Source organism: Variovorax sp. AB1(2024) (assembly GCF_037482385.2).
Lineage (GTDB): Bacteria > Pseudomonadota > Gammaproteobacteria > Burkholderiales > Burkholderiaceae_C > Variovorax.
Genome location: NZ_JBBHKP020000001.1, coordinates 3,164,800 through 3,182,665 on the forward strand (window position 1 = coordinate 3,164,800; position 17,866 = coordinate 3,182,665).

Below are 17,866 nucleotides of genomic sequence, written 5' to 3' on the forward strand. Positions count from 1 at the left end.
CTCTTCAATCGGCCGTGATGCTCGCGCGCGCAGCCACGGCGCGCATCACGGGCAGTTCGCGGTTGATGAGTTCGCTGGCCGCGGCAGCATTGCTGTAAGCCGGCTCCAGCCCTTGGCCCAGCAGCTTGGCGCGTGTGTCGGGGTCGGCAATCGTCGCCGCAAGGGCCTTCTCGAGCTTGGCCTTCACATCGGCGGGCAGTCCCTTCGGCGCCGCCAGCATCAGCCAGGCGTCGATGTCTATGTCGGCATAGCCGCTCTCGGCCATGGTCGGCACGTCGGGAAGCAAGACGGAGCGCTTGGCTGTGGTCAGCGCAATTGCCTTGATCTTGCCGCTCTTGAGTTGAGGGATCGCTGCGCTCACGGTGTCGATGCTGAAGGGAATCTGCCCGCCCATCAGGTCGGTCATGGCCGGAGCGCTGCCCTTGTAGGGCACGTGCGTCATCTTCAGGCCGGCCGCGTGCAGGATGCTTTCGCCGGCGAACTGCGAGGTGGTGCCGGTGCCGAAGGAACCATACGAATATTTGCCGGGCGACGCCTTCACGTAGTCGACGAACTGCTTCACCGTCTGCACCGGCACGTCGCTGTTGGCCAGCAGGATCAGGGCGATGCGCCCGGCGATGCCGATCGGGTCGAAGCTCTTGACGGGGTCATAGGGCAGGTTGGCGCGGATGGCGGGGTTGACGGTGAATGTGGAGCCCGAACTGACCAGCAGCGTGTAGCCGTCGGGCGCCGCCTTCGAGACGTAGCTTGCGCCGATCACCGTGCCGGCGCCTGCGCGGTTCTCGATGACGACGGGCTGCCCGAGTTCCTTGCCGAGCCGCTGCGCGATCACGCGGCCGTTGACGTCCGTCGCGCCCCCGGGCGGAAAGGGAATCACGAGCGTGATTGGGCGCGAGGGGAAGGCCGTCTCGGCGGCGGGCGCGGTCAGCGGCACCGCGGCAAGGCTGAATCCGTACAGCAAGGCGAGGGCCGCGCGGGCCATGAGCGGAAGACGGTTCATCGGAGCTCCTGATGGTTCGAGAGAGTGCGAAAGAAAGTCATCCTAGGAGTCGGCAGTCGATGCAACAAGCGCAATGTTTAGAATCTTTCATTGCCGAATCAGCAATCGAGAATCGGAGAATTCCATGTCACTTCGTGCCTTGCAGGAGACCGCGGTCCGCTATTTCCTCGAGGTCGTGAAGACCGGCTCGGTGAAGGAAGCGGCGCTCAAACTCAACGTCGCGCCTTCGGCGGTGAGCCGGCAGGTGGCGCGCCTGGAGCGCGAACTCGACACGCTGCTGTTCGACCGCCACGCGCGAGGCATGGTGCCCAATGCCGCCGGCGAAATGCTGGCAGCGCACGCCAAGCGGGCGCAGCAGGACATCGAGCGGGTCGCGAACGACATCGCCGGCTTGCGCGGCCTGCGCAGCGGACATGTGCGCGTGGCGAGCACCGAGGGCTTCGCCTTCGACTTCATTCCGACCCTGATCGCCCGCTTCCGGCGCAAGCACGAGGGCGTGCGCTTTCATTTGCAGGTCTGCTCTCCGGCGGACATTTCCAGGCATGTGCGCGACGGCGAAGCCGATGTCGGCATCACCTTGAGCGCCGTGCCCGAGCCCGGCATCGAGATCGAGCTGCGGCACCCCAGCCCCATCCTGGCCGTGATGGGCAAGGACCATCCGCTGGCGTCGCAGCGGCAGTTGTCGCTGCGCCAGGTGGTGGCGTACCCGCTGGGCTTGCCGCAGGAAGACAGTTCGATACGGCGCCTGCTCGACGCCAGTTGCAGCCGGCAGGGGCTTAGCTATGTGCAGGCCATGTCCAGCAACCACGCGAGCGCGCTGTTGAGCTTTGTGGCGACGGGTGGAGACAGCATCGCCTTCTACGGCGCGCTGTCGATGCGCTCGCTGCTGCAGAGCAAGGCGCTGGTCGTCATTCCGCTAAAGGACCGCGAGATGAACGAGCGTCATCTGGAGATAGAAACCATGGCGGGCCGCTCGCTGCCCGATGCGGGAAAAGCCTTCGTGCGCTTTCTGGTCGACGCGGTGAAGGCTACGTGATGCGGTCCGGGAAGAGGGAGTGGAGCGGGTGAAGGGAATCGAACCCTCGTATGAAGCTTGGGAAGCTGCCGTTCTGCCATTGAACTACACCCGCATTTTGCAACCCGTTGATTTCTAACGAGTTATCCACCTAAGTGCCTGATCTTACAGAGTAAAGAAGGTCTTTCGACTTCGACCGTGTTCCCAACGTCACCCGGTCACACCCCTGTCCACTTGGCACCTTGGCGTAGGTTTTGGCGTAGGTTTTTTTGATAGAAACTACACCCGAAACCACCCGTCGGCCGCATGCCTGCGAGCGACGACAGCCGGGAGTATAGGGCCATGTTCTTCGATGTTCGCGCTGCCAAGCAGCTCAAGCCAGGCGAGCATCTCGTCGTTGAAGGTTGCTAGGGACTGCGCCTTGTCGCCTCTGCGTCCAAGATAACGTGGACCTACCGCTACAAGCAGCCCGTCACGGGGCTGATGAAGCAGACCCGCATCGGCACGTATCCCGGCATGCGGCCATCCGAAGCGGCCGAGGCCGTGGAGCGGCTGCGCATCCTGCGCGCCGACGGCGTGGACCCGAAGGCGTTCCAGCGGCAGCAGCGCAAACCTGCCGCTGCGGTGCCGGCGGATGCCGAGGTGTTCACCGTGCGCAAGCTGGTGCAGGACTACATCACCAACCACATCGAGCAGGAGCGCCAGGAAGCGGGTGCCATCGCGGCGAGGAGGGCGCTCGAAAGGCTGTTGGACGAAGAGCCGGCATTTGCCGATGCGCCGGCTGCTGCCGTGACCCGCTCTACGTGCTTCGACCTGCTCGATGCCCGAAAAGCTACGCCAACGGCGGCGCAAAAGCTACGCTCGATGCTCGGCGCGGCGTGGTCGCGTGCGCTGGACGTTGGCCGCCTCGACCAGGACGTGCCGAACTGGTGGCCCACCCTGATGAAGGGCAAGCTGAAAAGCAAAGGGAAGATCGTCGGCGGTGAGCACCAGGGCCAGAAGCGGCGCGTGCTGCGCGACGATGAGGTCGGAGAACTGTTGGCGTGGCTGCCGAACATGCACGAACTCGGCCGTGATGCGACGCAGATTTACCTGTGGACCTGCGCGCGCGGCGTTGAGATCCCGGCCATGCGCCCGGAGCACATCACCGAAGAGAAGGATGGCTGGTAGTGGACCGTGCCGAAGGAAGCGACAACGAACGCGCGCTTCGAGGAAGCCGTCGATCTGCGCGTGCCGCTGGTGGGGCGTGCACTGAAGATCGTGCAGCGCCGCCTCAAGGCCGTGGGCAAGTCTGGGCTGGCGCAGCTCGCGTGCTCGCAGTCGTTGCGCGTGTTGGTCGCATCCGCGGCGCTAGTTGCATCAACGGCGACCTTCACCAGCGAGCGAGCGCCATAGGCGGCTCCGGTGTTCATCTCCGCTACGCGAGAGTCGAGAATCGCGTGGGCTTCGATGGTTCTGTCGTGTGCGCCGAAAATGCGGCTGGCTACGTTTTCATGCTCGGCGGCGGCGGCGGCTGGTAGACGTGCTGCAATATCGCCTTGCATCTGGTCGGCTTCCGTGATGTCCTAGCGCTGTGGCAGTACGTCGCCCATGTCGCCGAAGTCCATCTGGCTGTTCGCTTCGTCGAGCAGCACCTATGCTTCACGAAGCACGGGCTCGATCACTTGGCCGCGCGACAGCGCGATGGTCCCTTCGATCGCTGCGAGCGACGTGAACATGCCGGTGTAGGCCGCGTCGGTGTCGTTGCGCGTCAGGGGCTGCCGGTACATCGGCGCGATGGCGGCTGGCAGCAGGTCTTCGATGACGGCACGCAGAAGCACGTCTGCGGTGTCGCCGGGGTGCTTCAGCTCGACTGACTGGTGTGCGAGTTGCAGCTTTTCCTGGTCGAGCTTGAGGTTGGTGAATATCGACTCGAGCCGTGTCTGCAGTCCGCCCTTCGTGGCCTTCGGCTTAGCCTTGGCGCGGGGCCTTTCGAGGACGGCGTTCATGCTTGCGCCTCGTTGGCCAGGTTGCGGGCCTCTTGGTACTGCGCTAAGAGCTGATCACCAGCCTCGTCGACCTCGCGCGCCAACGGTTCAAACACACCCGTGATATTGCCATCAACACGAGGGAAGGGGCGCAAAAGTTGGACATCGACGCGAGGCGCTAAAGTGGACCACTCAATAACAGAGGAGGGCGACCATGAAAATTCAAACTAGGCGTCTCGCTTGCCAGGCGCTGCTGCTGCTCTTGGCCGCGGGCTCGGCGTCGGCAAAGACGATCACATGCGTTCCGGTTGCGAGCAAGGACACGCCATACCTGCACTGGGTTCGCAGAATCTCCATCGATGAGCCTTCGCGAACTGTCAACATGGACATCGTGCGTTTCAGGACCAAGGACTCGGAGACGATGGGCAAACTGAAAGCCGAGTTGGTGAGTTCGACAGACGCCCAGTTTGGCGAGCCGATCTATGTCTTCAACACAATTCCCGCTGCTGGCGTCGAGGTCACCCACCTCTTCAAGCTATTCAAGTCGCTGGATGACTGGCGCCTCATCGGTGCAGGAGTGACGTTCGTCGGCAATACGCCGGCGTTGAAGGCGATTGAGCCGAGCGCGGTCTTTGATTGCAAGCGATCGGAAATGGGCTGACGGTGGAAACGGCAATGTGCCGGTTCGATGCCGGCCCCGGGAACGAAAAAGCCCGCTTGGGGCGGGCTTCGGAGTGCTATACGACTGCGCTACCAGCCGTGGGTCTTGTAATGCTGCGCATCTTCGATGTAAGTCCCATGCATCTCGTCGATGTAGCAAAGGCGAACGCTGTAGATGATCAGAAGTAGCGAAGCCAGCGAGAAGGCCGCAAACGTCCAAAACGCGGGCGATGAGTCGGCGGCGACCGGGCTCATAAGGCTGGGAATCATGAGGACCTCGGCGATTCCCCAACCGATTAAAAACAGGCACACCCCAGAAGCGAAGTAGGCGGTCCACCGCCACCTCCCAAGCTTGTGCGCAATCCGACCCGTATCGAGCAGTTCCAGCATTTACTTTCACCTCCAGTGGCGCCAAATTTAGCGGGATTTCGTGTTTGTCGCGATAGGGTGCAGTCCGGTCGAGCCGAAAAAGCAGGGGACGTACCGTCAGCTTCGGCATACTCGACCTGACAACTCACCATCTCATGCCCATCGAAGCCGCAAAACAGTTCCACGCGCTTCACATTGAGCCCAGGATAGGCGCTCCAATCGGCGCCAGCGAGGCGGAAGTCGAAGCGCTTGAGCGCAAGCTGGGTTTCCAGCTTCCTCAGGCCTACAGGGATTACCTGCTTTGGATGGGCCGGGACTGCGACGGTATCTTTCGCGGCTCAGCCTGGTTCATCGACTGCATCTTCTCGAATCACGGCATGCTTCGGGATCTGCTCGAAGAGGAGGAAGTCGAGTACCAACTGAAGGACTCTCACGTCGTCTTCTTCTCGCATCAAGGCTACATGGCGGCTTGGTTTGAGGCTGAGGCGGCGGTCCCAGATCCCGAGTGCTGGTTCATGACCGATGGTGTGAGCGAGCCTCGACCCGCGGGGCGCTTCTCCGAGTTTCTGTTGAACGACATGAATGGGCTTGCCGGAGTGCTTTGACCGTAAGCGATCAATGTTCTACGCCCTTGCGCAATGTTTTGCGACGACAGGCATAGAGGTCGCTTCAGTCGCGCGTTTTGAAATCGAACACCTCTTCCCATGGCGCATCGGCGCTATTGCGCTCCCACGCTGAGCCGATAGGCTTGTCTGTGATCGTGCTCAACGACGGGTCCATCTTGAGGAAGGAATTCAGAGGACATACCTTTGGTGGGTTGTCATCGAGCACGCGCTGGCTCTCCCTGCCACTGAGAAAAATCCAGCCCGAATCGTGTGGGTTGTTCGGCTTGACCCGATAGGCAAAGCACACGGATAGCCGGTTCGGGCCCATGACTTGGTCCGATGCCAGGACGAGCGGCGCGAGTGCGGCGAACTTGTCTTCCCAAGGCTCTTTCTTCTTTTTAAACGGCCACATATCGATTTTTGCTCCTCGACGTTTTGCAAACGGCTGACAGAGCCAAGCGCAACCAATGGGATGGCGCGCGTGCTCCGGATCAGAAAGCACTCGTAGGACTGAATAGTGAATTCTGACATCTGGACAGATTACGCTGCGATGAGGTCGATGTTCCAGGGCAGCAGCGCCTCAAGCGTTGGCATGACCTCACGTTCCAGCTCTTCTTGATCGACGGCGTACACCTGCACCGTTACCTCGCTGTCCGTACCTCGGAAGAGGTCTGAGTTGAACTCCACGCGGCCAGCAGAGTCGGGCTGGCCATCAGTCTAATGGAAACCTTGTTGTCGAAGTTCGGTGAGGTAGTCAAAGCCATCTTCAGCGATCGCGTTAGTCTTCAGGGTTTTACCCTTTCCAATCGCTGGCACTAGTGCCGTCACGCGTAGTTCGAACAGGCTCATTTATCTTTGCTGGTTCGATGGATTGTGAGATCGCGGCGCGTGCTATTTTTTAGGCCAGTCCAGTGGCTGCGGTGTGCTGAACTCAAGCACAGGTGCGCCATTCTGGTAGGCATTGAACTGAACCAGGATCTTCTTCGCCTTCTTAGCGGAGGCGATGAACTTCGCCGCTCCTTCGATGAAGATCGTTTGGCTGCTGTGGTCGGCCGGACCGCTACCGCTGAATTTGACCGGAGGTGCGTCGTCAAATTTGATGGAGACCTTGCAGTCGTAGCTGCTGCAAAGCATCTGCCCCTTGTCGATAGTGATCAGAACATCAAGACCGTACTGTGGGTGCTGGCGCACGATCAAGTTGCCACGATTGACGCCTTGGTACGGAAACCCAAAGCTTAGAGAGTTGTCAGATACCGTTTGCGCGCTTGCTGACTTCTTACCCGTCATTTTGTCGGTGGAAGAGTCGTAGTTCCAGCCGACGGCGTGCGCCATCGAGCATGCGGCTGCCAGCAAGGCGATGCCGAGTTTTTTCATTCCCTCGCTCCTCTGAAATTCGAGCCGACATCCTAACCTTTTGTTACGGCTGGTTCATGGGCGAGAACCCTGCTATTTCTGGGGCGGAGCGAAGGACCGCTCAATGTCCCTGATGGTTATCGTGTCCTCGGAATGCTCGACCAGATCGACCAGCAGGTTCGCCAAGTTCTTTCGAAGAGTCGGCCGCTGCTGAGCGGCGATGTCGGCCAGGTACTCCACCAACGCTCGCACTGACGGCCCGCCATCGGCTCCCACGAGCTTGAGCTAGGCGCGCCCGGCCCTGGGCCCCTTGCCCGTCTCCAGCCATTCCGGTGAGACCCGCAGCGCCTTGGCTATGGACACGAGTTCCCGCGGTCGTTGCCTGAGCCCAGACTCGATGTTCCCAATGGCGCTCTGGGTAACTCCAGCTTAGTCCGTCAGTTGGACCTGGCTCCAACCAATCGCGCACCTGGATTCCTTGATGCGGCTGCCGATAGTCATGGAATCAATCAATGGAAGACGTGAAGATCCTGCAGATCATGCCCGCCGAAGGCTGGGTTGCCGTGTATGACGGAGGCGACGACGGCGAGATGGAAGAGCCCCTGGCGTGCTTCGCGCTGGTCCAGGTCGACTACAAGAATGGTGACGGCCCGCAGACCGAAGTGCGCGGCATTGAGCCTGACGAGAAGCTCATGGCATTCGTGGAAGATGCCGAGAATTTCGTGACGATTCGCCGTGCCGAAGAGAGCGAAGACGACGACGAAGAGGAAGACGAGTCCGAAACCGAGGACTGAGTGTCCGGGCCGGGGGTTATAGCGCGTATCGCAATGCGCCCAATACCCAATCTGCGGGATTGCTTGGAGGGTACCGACGGCTCACCATCGCTGCATGTACCTTCACCCTCTCACGGCGAACCTGCCGGCCGCGGAGCGCGAGGCGCTCATCAAGTGCAGCGAGCTTCGCCACTACAAGCGCAACGACACTTTGCTGAATGCGGGTGAGTCGACCGATCAGATCTGTTGCGTGGCAAGCGGGCTGCTCCGTGTCGTCACGCCCTCGCGTGACCAAGGCACCGAAGTGACGACCGAGTTCGTCGCACGCAACGACTTCTTCTTCGATCTGTCGATCCGCGAAGACCGCTACCAGTCGATGCATACCCTCGTTGCCGCGCTGCCGTCGGCGGTCTATTTCGTGCCCATCGCCGTCATGCGCGGCCTGTGTTCCAGGCATCCCGAGGTCGCGTTGGGCCTGCTGGGCCTCGCGATGAAGCGAATGAGCATGCTGCGCGCCCAGATGCGCCGCATCTCGTCGCTGCCGCCCGAGGCGGTGGTGCATCGCGTGCTGCACCAGTTGGCCGACCTGGCCCCGGCGAGCGCAGGCGGGTTCGACAAGCGCATTTCGCAGTCGGTGATCGCGTCGTACGCGGGCCTTTCGCGGGAGGTGGTCAACAAGACCATGCGCGGCATGGAGAACCGTGGCCTCATGCGTCGCGATGATGAGGCGCTCTACCTGACCGATGGAATGGCGACGACAGATTTCGGCACGTTGCGCGACATCGCCCCACCGCCTCGGACTTTCAGCGCGGCCTGACGTCTTGCGAAGCGGCTTCGGGGGTTGGGCTTCGGAGGTTGATCAGGCGCCGCCGCGCGTGGGCGCAGCGCCGTCGTCGGACGGCGGGGAAAGCGGCATCTCTGCCGCTTCGCCATTCTCGACATAGTTGGGCTCGACCGGGTGGACGATGGCCGCGGTTTCGTCGTCGTCGAACTTGACCAGCAGGTATTCGCCGCTCGAGCCCCGGATGGTGCCGAAGCGGCCCTTGAGTTCCACACGGCCGCCACGCCGCGCGGGAACCTTGAAGCGCGTTCGTATGTAGGGAAGACCAACCTTGAAATATTCGACCACGGAAAACTCTCTGTAGTGCTGCGGTGCCACGTCGGAATGTCATTGGCAGCGCCTCCCTGGCTGGCACGAATCCGGCGACTGCATGGTCGCAATTTCCCGGGAGGCTGCGGGATGGCGTGTCAGCCGGAACCGACCGTTGCTGACAGCCGCCGAGTCTCCGGGAACCCTCGAGCGTTGCGCGAAAACCCCGAATTCAACCCGTTGTGAAGATTTTTTCAAGCGCTGCCTCTTTTGCGGGCATCGCGTTGCAGGCCACGCCAGACAAGGCTTCCGGGCGCTGCACACAAGGTTTTCCACAACATTGTCCCCATCGGAAAGGGAAAACATGTAATTGCCTTGTGGTAGGCCGCAGTGACCGCGCCCGACCCGTCGAAGCGCTGCTGGTATGCGGGCAAAAAAATACCCGCCGAAGCGGGTTGCGAGGAGCCCATGAGGGCGCTCTAAGAACGAACAGAGAGCTCTTCTTCTATTTGCGGCCCTGTTGCGTGACAGCAATTGCATGGTCCTGGGAGGCCGGCTGGAAGCCTGTCAGCCGGAAACAGTCAGAAGCCGTAGGACACTCATTAAAACGTGAACTATTTGGCAGTTTTTTCAGGGTCGGAAGTTGTTGTGCCACAGCACCATATTGGAATTGTCGGTGCCGTCCGACAAGGCGGCGGCGCTTGAAGCCCTAGATTTTGTTTGCTCGCTTCGAAGTGCGAGTTCTCTGTGTGTGACAGCACTCAAGAGGTTCAGCCCAGCCTAGTGCTGGGTTTTTTTTGTTCGATTTCTGATCAAAGGAGCTCGAAGTGAAATTTCGTGTTCCGAGGGTGGCTGAGCAGTGGTGCAGCCACACCGACAGCGTGCTCCCATGCTTCGCGCCATGCGCGGGCATTGGCAATCTGCGTGTCCGTCATCGACTCCGTGCCCCACTCGAGTTGGCTCGACCAGGCCCGGTAGCACTTCACCACGCGCGTCGGCGGCCCGATGCGCTGCTCCAGCACCCGCAGAAAGGTGAAACGCACTTCCATCAGGTCCCGTATGGAGAGACTCGTGCCTTCGAGGCGCACTGTATAGGCTTGGTCGCGATTGGCTTTGTTTTCGAACATCGGACTCGCATGCAGGGACTGCGAGCAACTTGCCAGGAGCGCAGGGCGCTCATCCGAAGGTCTCCGCCCTGCCGCTAGAGGTGTGGGGGCAGATACTAGCGAGACGCCGGTTGCCGGAAACGAGACGGCCGTTCCGGTTTTCTGCTTTAGAAACGCTCGAGCCCCCGGCGTGGCTGTTGTAGGCGGGCGCGCTCAGCGCAGGAACACGTGCTGCATGAACTGCTTGATCGGGTACTGGATCACGGTCTGCACACGCGCGGGCAATTCCAGCGGCCGCATCAGCATCTTGAGCGTGGTGCCGGCGCTCAGGTTGGTGCGGATGGTGCTGTTCATCTTGGCGCTCAACTGCTGCACGTAGGCGGTGTCGCTGGCGCGGCTGGGCGAGCGGGCCTGCACCACGTGGCGAATGGCGCAGTCGGCATCCTCGCTCTTGAGCTCCAGCGTGCGTCGGCCGATGGTGCCGAACACCCGGAAGCGGCTCAGCCTTTCCTGCTCGCGGTAGCGCCGGAAGAAGCGGTAGAAGTGCTTGTAGTGGTTGACCTCGTCAGTCGCGATGCGGCTGGCCAGGTCGTGCAGCACCGGCTCCGTGGTGCTGCGGGCCATGGCCCGGTAATAGGTGGCGGTGCCCGTCTCGACCACGCAGCGCGCGGTCATTTCGAGGGCGCGGGTGGGGGCCAGCAACTCGACCTTGCAGTAGGTCGCATACTCTTCCAGGAAGCCCGCGTAGGCAGTGTCCCATTCGAACTCGGGCCACACGTGGCGCACGTACGCGCGCAGCGCCTTGCCGTGTTGCAGTTCTTCCTTTTCCCAGTGGTTCGACAGCCAGTCGGTGACCTCGTCGTCGCCCTGGAAGAAATCAATCAGGTTCTGGGTGTAGAGGTCGGAGCCGCTCTCGATGAAAGAGGCCGAGACCACCAGGTAGAAGAGGTTTTCGTCCGCACGGACTTCATCGAGCGCAATGCGCGAAAAGTCCAGATCTTCGATCTTCCAGTGTTCCGCCTCTTGCCTTGCCATGCGCGCTCCTTGCTTCAAGTCCGTACAAGTACGGATGACGTCGCCCGTATTTGGTTCTCTTTTCCGTCAGGGCCGCATATTAGCCGCGGCGCCCGGATCATGCTGTTTTGCCCTGGACAGCCCGGGAACCGTGGCCAAACCTATAATCGTTTGTTCAAGCAAATCAAGCAGTTAGGCCGGTTCGCCGCAGTGGGTTCGACAAGAGGGTCGCCATCGCCGCGCCGCCCTCGACAGAAGACGAATCCAAAGATGAGCCAGCCCACATTCACGGTCGCGGACATCCGCAAGACCTTTCTCGATTTCTTCGCTTCCAAGGGCCACACGGTGGTGCCGTCCAGCTCGCTGGTGCCCGGCAACGACCCCACCCTGATGTTCACCAACTCGGGCATGGTCCAGTTCAAGGACGTGTTCCTGGGCGAAGACAAGCGTCCCTACGTGCGCGCCGCCTCGGTCCAGGCCTGCCTGCGCGCCGGCGGCAAGCACAACGACCTCGAGAACGTGGGCTACACCGCGCGCCACCACACCTTCTTCGAGATGCTGGGCAACTGGAGCTTCGGCGACTACTTCAAGCGCGAATCGCTGAAGTGGGCCTTCGAGCTGCTCACCGAGGTCTACAAGCTGCCGGCCGACAAGCTCTGGGCCACCGTCTACATCGAGGACGACGAGGCCTACGACATCTGGACCAAGGAAATCGGCCTGCCGCCAGAGCGCGTCGTGCGCATCGGCGACAACAAGGGCGGACGCTACATGTCCGACAACTTCTGGATGATGGCCGACACCGGCCCTTGCGGCCCGTGCTCCGAGATCTTCTACGACCACGGCCCCGAGATCCCCGGCGGCCCCCCCGGCAGCCCCGATGAAGACGGCGACCGCTACATCGAGATCTGGAACAACGTGTTCATGCAGTTCGACATGCAGCCCGACGGCTCGGTCAAGAAACTGCCCGCGCCCTGCGTCGACACCGGCATGGGCCTGGAGCGCCTGGCGGCGATCCTGCAGCACGTGCACAGCAACTACGAAATCGACATCTTCGACGCGCTCATCAAGGCCGCTGGCCGCGAAACCGGCACGCAGGACCTGTCGAACAACTCGCTGAAGGTGATTGCCGACCACATTCGCGCCACCTCTTTCCTGGTGGCCGACGGCGTGATCCCGTCGAACGAAGGCCGCGGCTACGTGCAGCGCCGCATCATCCGCCGCGCGATCCGCCACGGCTACAAGCTGGGCCAGAAGAAGCCGTTCTTCCACAAGCTGGTGCCCGACCTCGTCAAGCTCATGGGCGATGCGTACCCCAAGCTCGTGGCCGATGAAAAGCGCATCACCGACACGCTGAAGGCCGAGGAAGAGCGCTTCTTCGAGACGCTGGCCAACGGCATGGAAATCCTCGACGCGGCGCTGGCCGGCGGCGCCAAGACGCTGCCGGGCGAAGTGGCGTTCAAGCTGCACGACACCTACGGCTTCCCGCTCGACCTGTCGGCCGACGTGTGCCGCGAGCGCGGCGTGGGCGTCGACGAGGCCGGCTTCAACGCGGCCATGGAAAAGCAGAAGGCCGCGGGCCGTGCCGCCGGCAAGTTCAAGATGGACCGCAACGTCGAATACGCCGGCGCGGGCAACACCTTCACCGGCTACGAGCACCTCGAGGAAAACGCCAAGGTCGTGGCGCTCTACCTCGAAGGCGCCGCCGTGCAGGAGCTCAAGGAAGGCCAGAGCGGCATCGTGGTGCTCGATACCACGCCGTTCTATGCAGAGAGCGGCGGCCAGGTCGGCGACCAGGGCGTGATCGTGTCCGAGGGCGTGCAGTTCGGCGTCGAAGACACCCAGAAGATCAAGGCCGACGTGTTCGGCCACCACGGCACGCAGACCCAGGGCACGCTCAAGGTCGGCGACGCGGTGAAGGCCGCGGTCGACACCGCCCGCCGCGCCGCCACCATGCGCAACCACTCGGTCACCCACCTGATGCACAAGGCCCTGCGCGAAGTGCTGGGCGACCACGTGCAGCAGAAGGGCTCGCTGGTCGACGCCGACAAGACCCGCTTCGACTTCGCGCACAACGCGCCCGTCACGCGCGAGCAGATCACCGAGATCGAGAAGCGCGTCAACGCCGAGATCCTTGCCAACGCGCCGACGCAGGCCCGCGTGATGGACATGGAGTCGGCCCAGAAGACCGGCGCCATGATGCTGTTCGGCGAGAAGTACGGCGAGACCGTGCGCGTGCTCGACATCGGCACCAGCCGCGAGCTGTGCGGCGGCACCCACGTGAACCGCACCGGCGACATCGGCCTGTTCAAGATCGTCAGCGAAGGCGGCGTGGCCGCCGGCGTGCGGCGCATCGAGGCCGTGACCGGCGCCAACGCGCTGTCCTACCTGCAAGACCTCGAATCGACCGTGCAGAGCGTGGCTGCCACGCTCAAGTCGCCGGCCGCCGAGCTGCAGGGCCGGCTCACGCAGGTGCTCGAGCAGGTGAAGGCGCTGGAGCGCGAGGTGGGTTCGCTCAAGGGCAAGCTCGCGTCGTCCAAGGGCGACGAGCTGCTGGCGCAGGCGGTCGACGTCAACGGCATCAAGGTGCTCGCCGCCAAGCTCGACGGCGCCGACGCCAAGACGCTGCGCGACACCATGGACAAGCTGAAGGACAAGCTCAAGACGGCAGCCATCGTGCTGGCCGCCGTCGACGGCGACAAGGTGCAGATCGCGGCCGGCGTCACTGCCGACAGCACGGCCAAGGTCAAGGCCGGCGAGCTGGTCAACTTCGTGGCCCAGCAGGTCGGCGGCAAGGGCGGCGGCAAGGCCGACATGGCCATGGCCGGCGGCACCAACCCGGCGGGCCTCGCGGCCGCGCTGCAGTCGGTGCAGGCCTGGGTCGCGGAACGCGCCTGACGCCGCCACGCCCCCAGCGCGCAAGCACTTCGTTTCATGCCAGACGCGATGCCCGGTGAAGTGCTCGTGATGGGGGCCGGCACCATCGGGTGCTTCATCGGCGGCAGCCTTGCGGCGGCGGGCGTGCCCGTCACCTTCGTCGGCCGTCCGCGCGTGCTCGAAAAGCTCGCGACGCACGGGCTGACGCTCTCCGACATGGACGGCGGCCGCCACAAGCTGCCGGCCGCCGGGCTGCGGCTGTGCGAGCAGGTGCCCGTCGGTGCCCGGCCCGCGCTGGTGCTGCTGTGCGTGAAGAGCGGCGCCACGGCCGAGGCCGCTGGCGAACTGGCCTTCGCGTTGCCCGCGGGCACGACGGTCGTTTCGCTGCAGAACGGCATTTCCAACAGCGACGCCGCATCGCAGGCCGGGCCGTCGCTCAACGTGCTGTCGGGCATGGTGCCCTACAACGTGGCCGAGATCGGCGCCGGCGCCTTCCACCGCGGCACGCCCGGCCGGCTGGCCGCGCAGGACGACGTTGCGCTGCGCCCCTGGCTGCCGGTGTTCGAGCGCGCCGGCGTGCCGCTCGACCTGCATGCCGACCTGCTGCCCGTGCAGTGGGGCAAGCTGCTGCTCAACCTCAACAACCCGGTCAACGCGCTCTCGGGTCTGCCGCTGCGCGAAGAGTTGATGCTGCGCGGCTATCGCCGCTGCTTCGCGTCGCTGATCGACGAAGCATTGAGCATCCTCAACGTTGCAGGCATTGCGCCGGCGCAGGTGGCTGCGGTGCCGGCGCGGCGCTTGTCGAGCCTGCTGCGCCTGCCCGACTGGGTGTTTCGCATCGTCGCGGCGCGCATGCTGCGCATCGATGCCAAGGCGCGCTCCAGCATGGCCGACGACCTGGCACTGGGCCGCCGCACCGAGATCGACGCGCTCAGCGGCGAGGTCGTGCGTCTCGCGCAGGAGCATGGCCTGAGCGCGCCGCGCAACGCGCGCATGGTGGGCCTGCTGGGCGCATGGCCGCAGCAGCCCCGGCGCTGGACGGCGCGCGAGCTGCAGGACGCATTGGGCCTGTAGCGCTCGCGGCGTGCCCGGGCACATGCGGCCTCGGGTACGCAACTTTCATGGCTTTATCTACGACACGAACCTTCGTACTGTGGCGATGCACGCACAGTCTTTGCCCTCGAGTTTTGTCATCTGCGTGAGCATGTGTTGCCGCTGCTGAACCATCTTCGTAGCGTGCATGCTGCGCTGTGGCCCATGACTCCATTCGGCCTATGGCGCGCGAACATTTTGAGAGAGAAAAGTTCCGGCAGTCGTTGAGCCGTCGCATTCGATCAGCTAAAACTGGCGCACTTCAATGGACGAGGGAATGCGCGTGAAACCAACGAGAAGAGCCGCAAAGATTCTTGCCATCGCCAGCATGGCCTGTGCCGTTGACGACGACACGCGCGAACGCGCCCTGTCGATCTCGCGGCGCTGAACGCACCCTCCGCGCCGCCAGCCCCCGCTGCGCATCCCGCATCCGATCAACCCGCTGCCTGACGGGAATGGACGAGCTCATCCCTCGCATCCTGGGACCACCGCTTTCTGCGCGGTGTGGCTCCTGCGTGCGTGTGCTGTCCTGACGAACCACCTGTTCGCCGGGAGGGCACCGTGCTGCCCGCTGCATGGGCAGTTGTTCATCCATCTCATCCGCGCGTGCCATGCGCATCGCTGGCTATCCGCCGGCGCTTGCGGGGCGGCGCATCTTCTTCTTACCAAGAGTACCCAGAGGCGATCATGAAAAAATTCAACACACCCGTCGTCAATCATCTTGCCATCACGGCGGTGACCCTCGCCGTGCTGACGGCCTGCGGCGGCGGCGGAGACAGCGGCGGCGGTGCTTCTCTCGGCGGAGGCGGCGTCGGCCTCGGCGCGTCGTCGGGGCCGGTGGTTTCGGCGCCCGCGGTCGATCCCACGCAGAAGGCGCCCGACGACGGCGTGCCCGTGGCCGCCAGCGACCTGGCCGCCGCGGCGGTGGACCGCTCGGCCAAGCCGCAGGAACTGCCCGACACCGTCTGGCCCAGCAACTACAAGCTGTGGTTCCGCCCCGATGCGGCGCTCAAGACCTTCGTGGGCCGCGGCGACGTGGAGATCGAGGTGCTCAAGCCGGTCGATGCCATCGTCGTGGCCGCGCACAACCTCAACTTTGCCAAGGGCCGCACCACCTTGCGCAAGGTGTCGAACCCCGGCGAGGCGATACCGCTGATTCCCACGCCGCAGACGCTCGGCGACTTCGTGCAGCTGCGGCTGAGCGACGGCCAGATCGCCAAGGGCAAGTACCTGTTGCACATGGAGTGGGACGGCAAGATCCAGTTCTCCGACGCGGAGTTCTGTCCGCCCGCGGAAGTGCAGCGCAACCCGTTCTGCTCGGCAGCCACCGGCATCTTCAAGGTCGGCCTCTCGACACCCGAGGGCGTGAGCAGCGACGCCATCGTGACGCAGGGCGAGACCAACTACGCGCGGCAGTGGTTCCCGGGCTGGGACGAGCCGGCCTTCCGCCATACCTTCGAGATCTCCGCCGAGGTGCCCGGCGACTGGAAGGCGGTGTCCAACGGCGCGCAGATTTCCGCCGTCAAGCTGCCCGACGGCTACCAGCAGGTGTCGTTCGAGAAGACGCCGTCGATGCCGATGTACCTCACCTTCTTCGGCGGCGGCAAGTTCGACATCCTGCCCGACACCTTCAAGAACCCGCTCGACGGCAGCGACATTCCGCTGCGCTGGTTCACGCCCCCGGGCCGCTCCACCTGGGCGACCTTCCCGATGGAGTGGACCAAGGTGGCCATGGACTACTACTACAAGTACACCGGCATCCCGCTGCCGATCAAGAAGTTCGACACCATCGCCGCCAACGACAGCTACGACAACAAGCCCAACACCGGCTTCGGCGGCATGGAGAACTGGGGCGCGATCTTCGAGTTTGCCGACGCGGTGCTCACCAAGCCGGGCGACAAGCCCACGCTGTATTCGGTGACGGTGGTCACGCACGAGATCGCGCACCAGTGGTTCGGCGACCTGGTCACGCTCGACTGGTGGGACAACGTGTGGCTCAACGAGTCGTTCGCGCGCTGGTTCGAAAGGCGCACCACCATCAAGTTCCACCCCGAGTACTACAGCTTCTCCGACTACGTGCTCGACAAGCACAACGTGATCGTGGCCGACCTGAAGAACACGGCGGTGCCGGTGCAGCGCAACCTCAACGACGCCGGTTCCTTCGGCTTCATCAGCCCGTCGATCTTCGTCTACAACAAGGGCAGCCACGTGCTGGAGACGGTGCAGAACTACATCGGCGAAGAGGCGATGCAGAAGGGCCTGCAGATCTACCTGAAGGACTACGGCTTCGGCAACGTCACGCCCTCGCGGCTGTGGACTTCGCTGGAGAAGGTGAGCGGCGGCAAGAAGGTGGCCGACATCGGCGACAGCTTCATCCGCCAGACCGGCGTGCCGCTGCTCACGGTCGACGCGCAATGCGCGGCGGACCGCACCTACGTCAACATCACGCAGGAGTCGTTCCCCAACCAGAACCAGTTCCCGGCCTCGACCTGGAACATCCCGGTCACGCTGGCGTACGGCGATGCGATGGAGCAGCGCAAGACCTTCGTCATGTCCACGGGCGCGGTGCAGGTGGAGCTGCCGGGCTGCACCGCGGTGCTGGCCGGGCCGACCGGGCAGGACTACTACGTGAGCAACTACAGCGCGCAGTCGTGGAGCGCGCTGCTGGCCAAGGCGCAGAGCTTTGCCGACAACAAGCCGCTGCTGCTGAACATCGAGCGCGACGCCTTCCGGCTGCTGCAGGTGGGCCGCATCACTCAGGTGCAGTACGACCAGATCAAGGGCATCGTGAACCTGCCGGCGGCGCTGCTGGCCAAGACCAGCGAGAGCCAGCAGAAGATGGCCGCCGTGGACGCGGGCGCCGAGAAGGAGGAATACCCGCACGCGCTGCGCTTCCAGGGCAACCTGAAGCTGCGCGAGAACACGAAGCGCTGAGAAGGAGGACAGCC

20 protein-coding genes, 1 tRNA gene and 1 pseudogene are annotated in these 17,866 nt (G+C 63.4%); 10 read left to right on the top strand and 12 right to left on the bottom strand.

The annotated features are described in order from the left end of the window. Positions 1 to 4 precede the first annotated feature (4 nt). Entirely contained in the window at positions 5 to 1,000 is a 996-nt protein-coding gene (locus WIX39_RS14725) for a Bug family tripartite tricarboxylate transporter substrate binding protein (RefSeq protein WP_081266734.1), read from the bottom strand. A gap of 124 nt (positions 1,001 to 1,124) precedes the next feature. Here WIX39_RS14725 and WIX39_RS14730 point away from each other — a divergent pair, with 124 nt between their 5' ends. Then, positions 1,125 to 2,036 (top strand): LysR family transcriptional regulator, encoded by a 912-nt coding sequence (locus tag WIX39_RS14730; RefSeq protein ID WP_409195308.1) that lies wholly within the window; start codon positions 1,125 to 1,127, stop codon positions 2,034 to 2,036. A gap of 20 nt (positions 2,037 to 2,056) precedes the next feature. Here the strand turns inward: WIX39_RS14730 and WIX39_RS14735 are convergent. Further along, positions 2,057 to 2,130 (bottom strand) — tRNA-Gly (locus tag WIX39_RS14735). 299 nt (positions 2,131 to 2,429) lie between these two features. Here WIX39_RS14735 and WIX39_RS14740 point away from each other — a divergent pair. Both WIX39_RS14740 and WIX39_RS14745 read left to right on the top strand, forming a co-directional pair. After that, complete coding sequence (locus WIX39_RS14740) at positions 2,430 to 3,185, top strand: integrase arm-type DNA-binding domain-containing protein (RefSeq protein ID WP_409196345.1); 756 nt, start codon at positions 2,430 to 2,432, stop codon at positions 3,183 to 3,185. A 6-nt stretch (positions 3,186 to 3,191) separates the two neighbouring features. Beyond that, positions 3,192 to 3,410 (top strand): hypothetical protein, encoded by a 219-nt coding sequence (locus WIX39_RS14745; RefSeq protein WP_106934879.1) that lies wholly within the window; start codon positions 3,192 to 3,194, stop codon positions 3,408 to 3,410. 239 nt (positions 3,411 to 3,649) lie between these two features. On the opposite strand, the gene WIX39_RS14750 is transcribed toward WIX39_RS14745, so the two are convergent. Beyond that, the gene (locus WIX39_RS14750) at positions 3,650 to 4,003 is read right to left on the bottom strand and encodes a hypothetical protein (protein WP_106934878.1); all 354 of its coding nucleotides are present in this window, start codon (positions 4,001 to 4,003) and stop codon (positions 3,650 to 3,652) included. Positions 4,004 to 4,196: 193 nt separating this feature from the next. On the opposite strand from WIX39_RS14750, the gene WIX39_RS14755 reads away from it, so the two are divergent. Then, positions 4,197 to 4,643: a hypothetical protein gene (locus tag WIX39_RS14755; protein ID WP_409195309.1), complete on the top strand. Its 447-nt coding sequence runs from the start codon at positions 4,197 to 4,199 to the stop codon at positions 4,641 to 4,643. 89 nt (positions 4,644 to 4,732) lie between these two features. Here WIX39_RS14755 and WIX39_RS14760 read toward each other — a convergent pair whose 3' ends face one another. After that, positions 4,733 to 5,032, bottom strand: a complete 300-nt coding sequence (locus WIX39_RS14760) for a hypothetical protein (protein ID WP_106934876.1) — start codon at positions 5,030 to 5,032, stop codon at positions 4,733 to 4,735. 134 nt (positions 5,033 to 5,166) lie between these two features. Here WIX39_RS14760 and WIX39_RS14765 point away from each other — a divergent pair, with 134 nt between their 5' ends. Next, positions 5,167 to 5,616 carry an SMI1/KNR4 family protein gene (locus WIX39_RS14765; protein WP_106934875.1) on the top strand — a complete coding sequence of 150 codons (450 nt, stop codon included), beginning with the start codon at positions 5,167 to 5,169 and terminating at the stop codon, positions 5,614 to 5,616. 64 nt (positions 5,617 to 5,680) lie between these two features. Here the strand turns inward: WIX39_RS14765 and WIX39_RS14770 are convergent, their stop codons facing one another. From WIX39_RS14770 to WIX39_RS14790, 5 genes and pseudogenes are all read right to left on the bottom strand, one after another. Continuing rightward, positions 5,681 to 6,118: an immunity protein Imm33 domain-containing protein gene (locus WIX39_RS14770; protein WP_159053622.1), complete on the bottom strand. Its 438-nt coding sequence runs from the start codon at positions 6,116 to 6,118 to the stop codon at positions 5,681 to 5,683. A 38-nt stretch (positions 6,119 to 6,156) separates the two neighbouring features. Further along, a complete protein-coding gene (locus WIX39_RS14775; protein WP_159053621.1) occupies positions 6,157 to 6,303 on the bottom strand; it encodes a hypothetical protein in 147 nt (48 codons plus the stop codon). A gap of 30 nt (positions 6,304 to 6,333) precedes the next feature. Then, the gene (locus WIX39_RS14780; RefSeq protein WP_267898716.1) at positions 6,334 to 6,465 is read right to left on the bottom strand and encodes a hypothetical protein; all 132 of its coding nucleotides are present in this window, start codon (positions 6,463 to 6,465) and stop codon (positions 6,334 to 6,336) included. Positions 6,466 to 6,507: 42 nt separating this feature from the next. After that, positions 6,508 to 6,990 carry a hypothetical protein gene (locus tag WIX39_RS14785; RefSeq protein WP_106934873.1) on the bottom strand — a complete coding sequence of 161 codons (483 nt, stop codon included), beginning with the start codon at positions 6,988 to 6,990 and terminating at the stop codon, positions 6,508 to 6,510. A 264-nt stretch (positions 6,991 to 7,254) separates the two neighbouring features. Continuing rightward, a pseudogene (locus WIX39_RS14790) lies at positions 7,255 to 7,386 on the bottom strand (helix-turn-helix domain-containing protein); the annotation flags it as partial. 95 nt (positions 7,387 to 7,481) lie between these two features. On the opposite strand from WIX39_RS14790, the gene WIX39_RS14795 reads away from it, so the two are divergent. Both WIX39_RS14795 and WIX39_RS14800 read left to right on the top strand, forming a co-directional pair. Further along, the gene (locus WIX39_RS14795) at positions 7,482 to 7,763 is read left to right on the top strand and encodes a hypothetical protein (RefSeq protein ID WP_409195310.1); all 282 of its coding nucleotides are present in this window, start codon (positions 7,482 to 7,484) and stop codon (positions 7,761 to 7,763) included. Between the two features lie 94 nt (positions 7,764 to 7,857). Further along, positions 7,858 to 8,559 carry a Crp/Fnr family transcriptional regulator gene (locus tag WIX39_RS14800; RefSeq protein WP_106934871.1) on the top strand — a complete coding sequence of 234 codons (702 nt, stop codon included), beginning with the start codon at positions 7,858 to 7,860 and terminating at the stop codon, positions 8,557 to 8,559. Positions 8,560 to 8,601: 42 nt separating this feature from the next. Here WIX39_RS14800 and WIX39_RS14805 read toward each other — a convergent pair whose 3' ends face one another. From WIX39_RS14805 to WIX39_RS14815, 3 genes are all read right to left on the bottom strand, one after another. Continuing rightward, positions 8,602 to 8,871, bottom strand: a complete 270-nt coding sequence (locus WIX39_RS14805) for a hypothetical protein (protein WP_106934870.1) — start codon at positions 8,869 to 8,871, stop codon at positions 8,602 to 8,604. A 773-nt stretch (positions 8,872 to 9,644) separates the two neighbouring features. Further along, positions 9,645 to 9,959 (bottom strand): hypothetical protein, encoded by a 315-nt coding sequence (locus WIX39_RS14810; RefSeq protein WP_081266740.1) that lies wholly within the window; start codon positions 9,957 to 9,959, stop codon positions 9,645 to 9,647. Between the two features lie 192 nt (positions 9,960 to 10,151). Beyond that, positions 10,152 to 10,973: a ferritin-like domain-containing protein gene (locus tag WIX39_RS14815; RefSeq protein ID WP_106934868.1), complete on the bottom strand. Its 822-nt coding sequence runs from the start codon at positions 10,971 to 10,973 to the stop codon at positions 10,152 to 10,154. Positions 10,974 to 11,222: 249 nt separating this feature from the next. Between WIX39_RS14815 and alaS the strand changes: the two genes are divergently transcribed. The 3 genes from alaS to WIX39_RS14830 all read left to right on the top strand — a co-directional run bounded on the left by alaS (position 11,223) and on the right by WIX39_RS14830 (position 17,852). After that, a complete protein-coding gene (gene alaS, locus WIX39_RS14820; RefSeq protein ID WP_106934867.1) occupies positions 11,223 to 13,847 on the top strand; it encodes an alanine--tRNA ligase in 2,625 nt (874 codons plus the stop codon). Between the two features lie 36 nt (positions 13,848 to 13,883). Further along, positions 13,884 to 14,900, top strand: coding sequence for a 2-dehydropantoate 2-reductase (locus WIX39_RS14825; protein ID WP_285413320.1), 1,017 nt, complete (start codon positions 13,884 to 13,886; stop codon positions 14,898 to 14,900). A 705-nt stretch (positions 14,901 to 15,605) separates the two neighbouring features. Further along, entirely contained in the window at positions 15,606 to 17,852 is a 2,247-nt protein-coding gene (locus WIX39_RS14830; protein ID WP_106934865.1) for a M1 family metallopeptidase, read from the top strand. The last annotated feature ends 14 nt before the right edge of the window (positions 17,853 to 17,866 follow it).